We start from the raw sequence: 11,353 nt of genomic DNA on the forward strand, positions 1-11,353 counted from the left end.
TCAGGCGCTTAACTTGGCCCATTCTGGCGCGGTGCTGTCGTCTTCGAGGCCACCGTTGCGGGCGAATTGTTCCAGCGTCATGGAATCGAGAACGCCAGCAATGGCTTCGCGCACGAGCAGCATTGACCGGCGCACCTGACAGGCGCGGTGATCTTCGCAATCTTCGCAGGGCTGATAGGCCATTCGGCTTGCGCAGCGGATGGGTGCAAGCGGTCCGTCGAGAACGCGGACCACCTGGCCTATCGTGACATCGGCTGCCGGTTTGGAAAGGCTATAGCCGCCGCCGGGGCCTTTCTTGGAGCGCAGGATGCCATCGTTGCGCAGTTCCAGAAGAATGGCGTCGAGAAATTTCTTGGAGATATTATTCTTGGAAGCAATCTCGGCGACGAAAGCGCTTTCGCCGGGTTCAAGCAAGGCAAGATGCGCCAGTGCTTTCAAACCATATTTGCCCTTCTTCGTCAGCATGAACACTCCACGGATAGTCGCCAATGGCTGGTTGCGCATGCTTTTGCACGAAATCGAGCGAATAGATAGTCTATTTACAGGTAATAGACCCCGATGCGCTTCCCGCCGATGATCTCGACTGCGATATCCATATCGTAAATGTCGCTCAGAATTTCCGGATGGATCAGTTCGTCCGGCGTGCCCTGATGGGCGACCTTGCCATTGCGCATGGCAACAATGTGGTTGGAATAGCACGACGCGAAGTTGATGTCGTGCAGCACCAGCACGACTGTCTTGCCAAGCTCATCGGCAGCGCGGCGCAGCAGTTTCATCATCGATGCCGCGTGTTTCATATCGAGATTGTTCAGCGGCTCGTCGAGAAGCACATAGTCCGTATCCTGACAGAGCACCATTGCCACGAAGGCGCGCTGGCGCTGGCCGCCGGACAGTTCATCCAGAAAGCGTTCACTTAAGCTTTCAAGGCCAAGATAACCGATGGCCTGTTCCACATGTTTGCGGTCTTCGCTGTTCGGTCGGCCCTTGGAATAGGGGTAGCGCCCGAATGTCACGAGATCGCGCACGGTCAGCCGTGAATTGATGGCGTTTTCCTGCCTCAGAATCGACAGTCGTTTTGCCAGCACATCGCCCGATGTAGTGGTGACATCGAGACCGTCCACGGTCACGCGGCCCTTGTCCATCGGCAAAAGGCGGCTGATCATGGAAAGCAGCGTCGATTTTCCGGCGCCATTGGGGCCGATGATCGACGTCACGCCGCCAGCGGTTAAGCGCAGGGACACGTCATCGACGACAAGGGCGCCGCTATAGGATTTGCTGACTTGGCTTATTTCGATCAACGCGCATTTCCCCTGACAAGAAGGATAATGAAGACGAGACCGCCCAGGAACTCGATGATGACGCTGAGCGCGGTATTGAAGGCAAAGGCCCGTTCGAGAATGGTCTGGCCACCGACAATGCAAATGATGGCCAGTAGAACGGCAATCGGCAGAACGACGCGATGTTTCCCCGAGCCTGCCAGCATGTAAGCGAGGTTGGCGACCAAAAGGCCGAAGAAGGTGATTGGTCCGACGAGTGCGGTCGAAACGGCGACAAGCACAGTGACCATCAGCAGGATGAGCCGCACCACTCGGCGGTGATCGACGCCGAGATTGATTGCGGGCTCGCGTCCAAGCGCCAGCACGTCGAACACATGCAACAGCCGCCAGCCATAGAGCGACACGGCAGCGACGATAATCGCCGAGAGCGTCAGAATATCAGCGTTGATCGTGTTGAAACTGGCGAAGAAACGATCCTGCAAAACCGCGAACAGGTCGGGATCGAGCATGCGCTGCATGAGATTGGACAGGCTGCGGAAGAAGACGCCGCATATAATGCCGACCAGCATCACCAGATGCAGGCTGCGCGCCGCGCCCGAAAACAGCCAGTAATAGAGCGAACCCGCAAACAGCACCATCACCACAGTTTCGGTGATGAAGCGTATGTTCGGTCCGATCCAGTCGACATGCACCGCGCCGAAGAAAAAGACGATGACGGTCTGGATCAGAATATAGAGCGCATCAAAGCCCATGATGGAGGGAGTCAGGATGCGATTGTTGGTGACGGTCTGAAACAGCACGGTCGAAACGGCGATTGCATAGGCCACCAGCACCATGGCGGCCAGTTTTGTGCCGCGGAAGGACAGGATGAATGACCAGCTGCCCTTTGCGCCAATCGTCATGAAGGCGACGGCGGCAAGAAGGGCAATCACGCCGAGAACGGGGATGAGGATCGCGGGACGTCTAAGCAAGGCGCGAACCCCGCCGCAACAGGAGATAGAGGAAGATGACGCTGCCCACGACGCCCATCATCGTTCCGATGGGGATTTCATAGGGAAAGCGGATCAGGCGACCGGCAATATCGCAGGCGAGCACCAGACCCGCGCCGAGAACAGCGATCCACGGCAAGGCGCGGCGCATATTGTCGCCGATGAACATGCTGACAACATTGGGCACAATCAGGCCGAGAAACGGGATCATGCCGACGGTGACGACGACCGACGCGCTGACCATCGACACGATGACGAGGCCGAGCGTCACCACGCGACGATAGTTGAGGCCGAGATTGGTGGTGAAGTCTTCGCCCAGTCCCGCAACTGTAAATCGGTCGGCTGCGATATAGGCGACGACGGTGAGCGCGAAGGCGATCCACAGCAACTCATAACGTCCGCGCAGCACGCCGGAAAAATCGCCGGTGGTCCAAGAATTCAGCGATTGCAGGAGATCGAAGCGATAGGCGATGAAAGTGGTGATGGCGCTGATAACCCCGCCGAGCATGATGCCGACGAGCGGGACGACCAGCACGGAGCGAAGCGGGATGCTGTGCAGGATGCGTAGAAACAGTGCTGTTCCCGCCACTGCGGTTACCGAGGCGACCAGCATCTTGACGAAGACAGGCGCTTCCGGCGCGAAAAGAATGACAAGGAGAATGCCGAGACTCGCAGATTCGACGGTTCCCGCTGTCGAAGGCTCGACGAAACGATTGCGGGTCAGCATCTGCATGATCATGCCGGCAACGGCCATCGACATGCCCGCCAGCACAATGGCGATGGTACGCGGAATGCGGCTGACAAGCAGAAGTTCAAGCGCGCTGCCTGGGCCGTCATTCGCACTTTCACCGGGATAAATCAGTGCGTGCAGTGAGACGTCGCCGACCCCGATAAACAGGCTGATGACAGCCAGCACGGCGACAACAACAATGGCTGCGGCTAGACCTTTCACGCTTTGTCCTGTTCTCTTGCCTTGTCATGCATCGGGCTGTCCGGCATGGCGGACAGCCCGGGTGACTGGGTCAGAAAGTGCCTGACGTTTACTTTGCCTTGTCGAACACTTCCGACAGTTGGTCGATGGTGCCGTGCAGCCCATTGAGGCCGCCGCCGACGAGATACCAGTTCTGCGACTTCAGATAGACGATCTGGTCTTTCTTCGCTGCCGTGGTCTGGCGAACAAGATCATTGTCGAGAACCTGCTGGGCGGAATTGCCTTCGCGACCGATAGCGGCGTCGCGGTCGATCACGAACAGCCAGTCAGGGTTGGTCTTGAGAATGAATTCCTGGCTGATCGGCTGGCCGTGATTACCCTTGGTGGTCAGGTCAGCTGCGGCAGGCGTCACGCCATAGGCGTCATGCAGCATGCCAAAGCGCGAGCCGGGGCCATAGGCGCTCATCTTGCCACCGGTGGTGAGGATCAGGAGACCTGTGCCCTTGCCAGCCGTCTTCTGCTTCAGCGCGGCCACATCGGTGTTGAGCTTTTCGATCTCAGCCTTGGCATCCGCTTCCTTGCCGAAAATCTGGCCAAGCTTTTCAACATTGGCTTCGGTGCCGCCGATCAGGTCTTTCGCATAAACCGTCAGATCGATGGTCGGAGCAATCTTTGCGAGTTCCGGATATTTGGCTGCCGAACGACCACCGACAATGATGAGATCCGGCTCGGCGGCATTGATGGCTTCATAATCCGGCTCGAACAGCGTGCCGACTTTCGGATAATCGTCGGACTGGTACTTCTTGAGGAAGTCCGGGGCGGTAACCAGTGTCGGCACACCGGAAACCTTGACGCCGAGACGGTCGAGATTGTCCAGCGTTGCCAGATCGAGCACGATCACCTTGGCTGGGGAAGCAGGCACTGCCGTTTCACCCTGCGCATGCTTGACGGTAATGTCGGCAGCGCTGGCAACGGAGGCCAGAGAAAGAGCCACGACGGCTGCGCCACAGAGGCGGGCGACATGTTGGCCGAAATTCAGCATGGTGCACAATCCTTTCGTCAATCCTGTGCTTTATAGTCCAGTTTTCCGCAGGTCCAACCCCGGCGGAAGAAAAAGTGTCAATTGTCTGTGTGTTCCGGCTTCTTGCCGAGCAGAATGAAATCCAGACTGTCCTTCACCGTCAGCGGGATCATCGAGCCGTGGCCCTCATCGGGGAAGCGGTGGAACGCTGTTTCCAGCTGCGGCAGTTGTTCCAGTTCCTTGTAGACATCCACGCCCGAAGGCCCACCGCGCAGTTTGCGCATGCGCTGAATGTCCTTAGCCGATTGGCCGGGACGGGAACCGCGCTTGCCGGAGGTTTCCATCAGCAAACGCAGCGGGTGCGGAGCCGATTTGAACGATGCGATGAAGCGATCCTTGTCCGACAGGATCGAATGATTATCCCACCAGATCGACGGATCGGCGGCGCTGTAGGTCTGGAAGGAATCCGTGTGATTGAACAGCGCATAGAGCGTGAACATCCCGCCCAGCGAATGGCCGAACAGCGCTTGCTTGCGCTTGTCGATGGCGAAACGCTTCTCGATTTCCGGCTTCACCTGTCCTTCAATGACGGTGAAGAAGGCATCGCGACCGCCGGTTTTCGGCTGGTTGGCAGGATCAGGCGTCAATTGTTCGCTGGTTGCCGAGGTCAGGTCGAAATAGCGCAGACGCACGAATTCGTCCGGAACGTCGGTCGGATAACCGATCCCCACCAGAACGGCTTTCAGCTCTGCATCCTTGCCCATTTCAGCGGCGGCAAGCGGCAACATGCGGTTGCCGTCGACCATGTAGATGACGGGATAGCCGCCTGCGGGAGCCGCCTCGGCAGGCGCTGCGGTGAAAATGCGATAGGAAATGCCGTTGGCTTCCATATCGAAGAATGCCCGCACAGGTTCCGCTGCCTGAACCGTGGAGGCAAAAAGCATGCTGCCAAGCATCAGGCACACGATCTTCATTGTGTTTTTCAGAGCGCTCATCGAGCATCCATTCAATCCAATAATGACGCCAGCCTAACGAACGGCTGGCGTCATATTGCGTCAGATCAGAAGCGGGAGGTCATGCTGACCCAAAGGCGGCGACCTTCAACAACCGTGTTGAACTCATCGACATCGATCTGCTTGTCGAAGATGTTGTAGATGGCTGCGTTGAAGGTGACGTTCTCGCTGAAGTCATAGGAACCGCCGAGATCGACTGTCGCATATGGCTTGTATTTGCGTGCCAGAACAGTCTTTCCATCCGCTGCATAGATCGGTGTTCCAGCCGATCCGATACGAGCGCCGGCATTGGTTTCCTCGCCATGATAATTGGCGGCTGCCCATGCCTTCAGCCCATCGACCGGGGTGATCCAGTCGCCGCGCAGGCTCGCCATGTGCTTCGGCGTGCGGGCGAGCGGCAGGCCTGCATAGGTGCCGGTCTTCTGTTCCGAGTCCGTATAGGTGTAGTTACCGCGAAGGGTGATCGTATCTGTTGCTTCCCAGTTGAAGGTCAGCTCCACGCCCTGAAGCACGGCTTCATCGATGTTGAAGGCATACCAGAGGCGATAGTTGGGATCTTCGCTCCAGCGAACCGGATCACCATTGCTGTCGGTAACGAGCGCGTTGGAAATCTTGTCCTTGAAGTTGGTGTAGAAATAGGTCGCACCGAGACGCAGCCCTTCCTGATTGTCCCACAACACGCTGGCTTCGTAGCTGGTGCTCTTTTCCGGCTCAAGATTTGGGTCGCCGATAATGACGCCACACGTACCGGTCGGGCCGTAGGAGCAACCGCCGCCGCCCGTCGTATAGGCATAGCCCGGCGCAATGGTGCGGATATCGGGGGCCTTGAAGCCGGTCGAAATGCCGCCCTTGAAGGTGATCTGGTCGGTTGCGTGCCACACCGCATAGCCGCGCGGGCTGAGATGCGAACCATAAACCTCGTGATCATCCATACGCAGGCCGCCGGTCAGCGAGAAATCGGGCGTCAGCCACCATTCGTCTTCGGCGAAGAGCGCCCATTGGCGCACGCTGAATTCTTCGTCCAAACCTGTACGGCGTCCCGGATTCTGGTCGGTGAGAACCGTATCCATGAACTGGCCGCCAGTGACGAGCGTGTGAGCGCCGTAGAGTTCGAACGGCGTGGTGAACTTGCCGTCCAGCACCGAGTTCTTCACATGTGGAGAGCGGAGATTCTCGACATAGCTCTTGGACGCATTGCTCCAGTTGAAATTGGTCCGCTCGGACCATTCCTGCATGAAGGAGAATTCCGACGTCGTCGGGCCCCAGCGGCCGGTATGGCTGATCGACCAATGGTCACGGTCATTATAGTTGTAGGAATCGACAGCCGTGGCTGTTTTCTCCGTCGTATTACCGACCGTGCTGTCGCGGCGCAGACGCGTCTTGCCCAGCTCGAGCTGAACGTCGTGATCCTTGTTCGGCGTCCATGTGATACGCCCGGTGATGTCCACATCCTGCTGCTCGGGCGAGCCGCTGACGATCTTGTCTTCCTGACGCTTCAGGCCACGTCCCCAGAGCTGCACGCCGACAAGGTTCGGCACCAGCGGACCCGTTATGTAATAGGAGCCCTGAAGCGAGTTTCCGAACTTGGAGTGCTGCTGGGCAATGCCGTCCACCGTGAACGAGCCGCTCCACTTGTCGGACACTTTCTTGGTGATGATGTTGATGACGCCGCCCATCGCATCCGAGCCATAGAGCGAAGACATCGGGCCACGGATGACTTCAATGCGTTCAATGGCGTTTGCAGGCGGCAGGAAGCTTTGCTCGAAGCCCGAATTACCATTGGTGCGGGCATCGCGGGTGCTCTGGCGCTTGCCGTCGACAAGCAGCAGTGTGTAGGAGCCGGGAAGGCCGCGAATATAGATGTCGCGCTCGGCGGCAGGGCCGGTCACGGCCACACCCTGCACGTCCTTCAGGGCGTCGGTGAGGTCGCGATAAGCGCCTTTTTCAAGCTCTTCGCCCGGTACGACGGTGATGCTGGCGGGGGCGTCGGTGATGTTCTGCTCAAAGCCTGTCGCCGTCACCACGATCTGGTTCAGCTTGACAGTGCCATCGGATGCCACACCGGCATCCTGCTCACCTTCCGCAGCCTTTTTCTTCTGGGCTTCGGTTTCTTCCGTTTCAGCCGCTGCCCCGGCTGTCTGTGCAAATGCAGCTGTCTGTCCGGCGAGCAGGACTGTCGAAAGACATGTTCCTGCGAGAATCGCCCCACGGATCAATTGCTTATTGGTCGTGTGCCTGCTTTGTGCGCCAATGACGCACAAGCCCCAAAACAAGCTCGTCATTTTTCATCACCGTCTAAAGTTGAGTTTTCTACTCTCCTTATGTATGGCAATAAGATGACGTCAATCTTCATGTTTTAGAAAAGTTCCAAGTTTCAAAAAACGCAACTGGCGAGGGCAGACAAAGGCTATGGCGGACAAGCGGACCAAGAGCGCAAAGCTGGCGGAAAAGGCCGAAAGCGACGGTGCGAATCTGCGTCTTGGCCAATTGCGCCTGCTGATTGCACTCGATGCGCTTCTTGTGGAAGGCAGTGTCGGCGGTGCGGCCAAGCAGATGGGCTTGAGCATTCCGGCCATGAGTCGCCTGCTCGGTCAGATTCGCGAACATTTCGATGATCCGATCTTTGTTCGTTCCGGCCGCGCGATGATCGCGACGCCAAAGGCCGAAGCATTGCGCGGACGTTTGCGGCGTTTGGCCAATGAAGCCGATGCCTTGATGAAGCCCGATTCTGAAAACGCGCATGTGTCGGCCTGTACGGGCCATCATGGATGGAATCGCAGTGCCATCGTAACGCCGCCGCCATTGACGATCCGCAAGGTGACGGACTTGGAGAACCATCCATCGGCGGAATATACCGCCGCCCAGTTCGCCGATATCCAGAGCGAAAACGATCCGGCACGGCGGCTTGCGAAATATATTGCCGTCATTGGCCGTAAAGCGGGACACACCCGCCCCTTGGAAATGCATGAGGCCGAAGATGCCTTCACAACCATCTTCGCGGGCGAGGCCGACCCGATGCAGATCAGCGCGCTTCTGCGCCTGATCCATTATCGCGGCCTGACCGCGCCGGAGCTTGCGGGCATGGCACGTGCATCGGGACGGTTCTATGCCACCGATGCCAGTATCAACACACCGGCGCTGGACTGGCCTGCCTATCTGTCTCCAAATTCCGCGCAGTCGCCTTGGTTCATGCTGTCAGCATTGCTTGTCGCGCGCGCCGGTTATCCGGTACTCGTGCATGGTAGTTGCGGTGTGGGCGAACTGGCGGGCAAGCTGGAGATCGCAGCAGAAGCGATCAATCTGCCGATTGCCACGTCCCATGAACTGGCGGAAAGCGCGCTCAGAGCCCATGGCATATGCTTCATGCCGATGCCGGGTTTTGCACCGCAGGTGCAGGCGCTGTTGGCGCTTTATCCGCTGTTCGAATCCCGTTCTCCGGTGAATAGTCTTGTGCACCTTCTGAACCCGATGGGGCTGAAATCGTCGTTTCTCGGTGTGTCTCAGCCAGCCTATCGCGAGCTGCACCGCGATGCGGCCGTGCTCCTCGACATGCAGTCGGTTTCGGTCGTCTCGACCAGCCGCGATGTGGCGGAACTCGTTCCGCACCGCAAGCACACCATCTATCGTTACGTGCAGGGGCAATCGAGCGCGTTGCAGCTGCCAACGCTCTCCAAGGAAAGCAGCGACAAGCATTCAAGCCTCAGTTCGTTTGAATATTGGCATGGGGTGTGGACAGGTGCGGCCATCGACAAGCGCGCCGAAGGCACGGTCATTGCGACGGCGGCCATGGCCATGATGACGGCTTCTGCCGCTGGCAATGACAGCTATGATGCGTTCCACCAGAAGGCCGCCGACTTGTGGCGCAACCGCCATGCGAGTCATGCATAAGCCGAAAATTGGTAGGGGTTAACCCCAATATCGGGAGCACATCCTCCGTCCTATTATCCCCCCGTCAAGCAAATGGGGAGGATTTGCCGGAGGAGCGATACGTGCGAACTGATGGGCCATGTTCTGGCATCCGTTCCGCCACGACCCAACCCGTCCAGCGTCCTTTCAAGCTGACTCACCGCACCACCGCTTAAGGCGTGCTGCGCGCGTATCCGCGCGCCGGTCAAGCCTCCCCATTTGGCGTCTGGTGTGGCGACCTGAGGAAGATCAGAAAGGACCCACTATGTCCAAGAAGAAATGCGCGATCATTGGTTCCGGCAATATTGGCACGGATTTGATGATCAAGGTGATGCGCACGTCGAAGAATATCGAAATGGGCGCAATGGTCGGCATTGATCCGAATTCGGATGGTCTGGCACGCGCCGCACGGCTCGGCGTGCCGGTCACCCATGAAGGCATCGACGGGCTGCTGCGTATGCCGGAATATCGCGATATCGATATCGTGTTCGATGCAACCTCGGCCAAGGCGCATCTGCATAATGACGCGCTGTTGCAGAAGGACGGCAAGAAGGTCATCGACCTGACACCTGCCGCCATCGGCCCTTTCACCATTCCGGCCATCAATGGCGATGCCAATATCGACGAGCCGAACGTTAACATGGTCACATGCGGCGGTCAGGCGACGATCCCGATGGTCTATGCCGTCAAGCGCACCACCGACCGCGTGGTCTATGGCGAAATCGTCGCTTCGATCTCGTCGCGTTCGGCTGGTCCCGGCACCCGCGCCAATATCGATGAATTCACCGAAACCACGTCGAAGGCGATCCGTGATCTGGGCGGTGCCGAACGCGGCAAGGCGCTGATCATTCTCAACCCTGCCGAACCTCCGCTGATCATGCGCGATACGGTGTTTGTTCTGTCGCAGGGCGGCAGCCGCGAAGCCATCGAGGCTTCGATTGCCGAAATGGTCAAGACGGTTCAGGCCTATGTGCCGGGCTATCGCCTGAAGCAGAAAGTGCAGTTCGAAGTCATCGGCGATAATGCGCCGGTTCGCGTGCCGGGCATCGGGCTCGTATCGGGTCTCAAGACGACGATCCTGCTCGAGGTGGAAGGCGCTGCACATTATCTGCCTGCCTATGCCGGCAATCTCGACATCATGACATCCGCTGCATTGGTCACCGCCGATCATTGGGCAGCAAAAGCGCTTGCCAAGGAGGCTGCATAATGGCCCGCTCCAATCCCGATAAGCTCTATGTTCAGGATGTCACGCTGCGCGACGGCATGCATTCGATCCGCCACCAATACACGCTGAAGGATGTCGTCGCCATTGCGAAGGCGCTGGATGCAGCCAAGGTGGACGCGATTGAAATCACCCATGGTGACGGCCTTGCCGGTTCGACCTTCAATTATGGTTTTGGCCTGCATGACGATGTCGAATGGATCGGCGCGGTTGCCGACGCCTGCGAGCATGCCCGTGTCACCGTGCTGCTCATTCCGGGCATTGGCACGGTGCATGATCTGAAAGAAGCCTATGATGCCGGTGCACGTTCGGTTCGCGTTGCAACCCATTGCACCGAGGCCGATGTATCACGCCAGCATATCGAGGCTGCACGTGAACTGGGCATGGACACGATCGGCTTCCTGATGATGTCGCATATGGCTGAGCCGGAAAAGCTGGTCGAACAGGCGAAGCTGATGGAAAGCTATGGCGCGGAATGCGTCTATGTCACCGACTCGGCAGGCGCGCTGTTGCCGGAGCAATATACGCTGCGCGTCAAGGCGCTGCGCGATGCGCTGCGTCCGGAAACAGAAATCGGCGTTCACACCCACCACAATCTGACGCTTGGCGTTGCCAATGCCGTTGCCGGTATCGAAGCGGGCGCTGTTCGCGTCGATGCATCGCTGGCAGGCATGGGGGCAGGGGCCGGTAATGCGCCGCTTGAAGGCCTGATCGCCGTTCTCAACCGCAAGGGCATTGATACGGGCTGCGACCTCTATGGCCTGATGGATGCAGCTGACGATCTGGTGCGTCCGTTGCAGGACCGCCCGGTGCGGGTGGACCGTGAAAGCCTCTCGCTCGGCTATGCGGGCGTTTATTCGAGCTTCCTGCGTCATGCGGAAAACGCCTCGAAACTCTATGGCGTCGATACGCGCGAAATCCTCATCGAACTTGGCAAGCGCCGCATGGTCGGCGGTCAGGAAGACATGATCATCGACGTCGCCCTCGACATTCT

10 protein-coding genes are annotated in these 11,353 nt (G+C 58.3%); 3 read left to right on the forward strand and 7 right to left on the reverse strand.

Going from position 1 to position 11,353, the window contains the following annotated elements; translation table 11 throughout:
* From ACTJKP_RS25100 to ACTJKP_RS25130, 7 genes are all read right to left on the reverse strand, one after another.
* Positions 1-465, reverse strand: coding sequence for an Rrf2 family transcriptional regulator (locus ACTJKP_RS25100; protein ID WP_078338419.1), 465 nt, complete (start codon positions 463-465; stop codon positions 1-3).
* Positions 466-539: 74 nt separating this feature from the next.
* A complete protein-coding gene (locus ACTJKP_RS25105) occupies positions 540-1,298 on the reverse strand; it encodes an iron ABC transporter ATP-binding protein (protein WP_078338398.1) in 759 nt (252 codons plus the stop codon).
* A complete protein-coding gene (locus ACTJKP_RS25110; RefSeq protein WP_138787060.1) occupies positions 1,295-2,248 on the reverse strand; it encodes an iron chelate uptake ABC transporter family permease subunit in 954 nt (317 codons plus the stop codon). The genes ACTJKP_RS25105 and ACTJKP_RS25110 overlap by 4 nt, the downstream gene beginning before the upstream one ends.
* Positions 2,241-3,218 (reverse strand): ABC transporter permease, encoded by a 978-nt coding sequence (locus tag ACTJKP_RS25115; RefSeq protein WP_440632611.1) that lies wholly within the window; start codon positions 3,216-3,218, stop codon positions 2,241-2,243. Before ACTJKP_RS25115 ends, ACTJKP_RS25110 begins: the two co-directional genes overlap by 8 nt.
* Positions 3,219-3,306: 88 nt before the next feature.
* Positions 3,307-4,239, reverse strand: coding sequence for a siderophore ABC transporter substrate-binding protein (locus ACTJKP_RS25120; protein WP_440632612.1), 933 nt, complete (start codon positions 4,237-4,239; stop codon positions 3,307-3,309).
* A gap of 77 nt (positions 4,240-4,316) precedes the next feature.
* A complete protein-coding gene (locus ACTJKP_RS25125; RefSeq protein WP_440632613.1) occupies positions 4,317-5,213 on the reverse strand; it encodes an alpha/beta hydrolase in 897 nt (298 codons plus the stop codon).
* 65 nt (positions 5,214-5,278) lie between these two features.
* Entirely contained in the window at positions 5,279-7,513 is a 2,235-nt protein-coding gene (locus ACTJKP_RS25130) for a TonB-dependent receptor domain-containing protein (protein ID WP_440632614.1), read from the reverse strand.
* A 127-nt stretch (positions 7,514-7,640) separates the two neighbouring features.
* On the opposite strand from ACTJKP_RS25130, the gene ACTJKP_RS25135 reads away from it, so the two are divergent.
* The 3 genes from ACTJKP_RS25135 to dmpG all read left to right on the forward strand — a co-directional run.
* Positions 7,641-9,119, forward strand: a complete 1,479-nt coding sequence (locus ACTJKP_RS25135; RefSeq protein ID WP_440632615.1) for a glycosyl transferase family protein — start codon at positions 7,641-7,643, stop codon at positions 9,117-9,119.
* Between the two features lie 283 nt (positions 9,120-9,402).
* Positions 9,403-10,344 carry an acetaldehyde dehydrogenase (acetylating) gene (locus ACTJKP_RS25140; RefSeq protein WP_440630967.1) on the forward strand — a complete coding sequence of 314 codons (942 nt, stop codon included), beginning with the start codon at positions 9,403-9,405 and terminating at the stop codon, positions 10,342-10,344.
* On the forward strand, positions 10,344-11,353 hold a 1,010-nt coding region (gene dmpG / locus ACTJKP_RS25145; RefSeq protein WP_440630968.1), incomplete at its 3' end, for a 4-hydroxy-2-oxovalerate aldolase. The genes ACTJKP_RS25140 and dmpG, both read left to right, overlap by 1 nt.

The organism is Brucella sp. 22210, from assembly GCF_052045675.1.
In the GTDB taxonomy this organism is placed as follows: domain Bacteria; phylum Pseudomonadota; class Alphaproteobacteria; order Rhizobiales; family Rhizobiaceae; genus Brucella.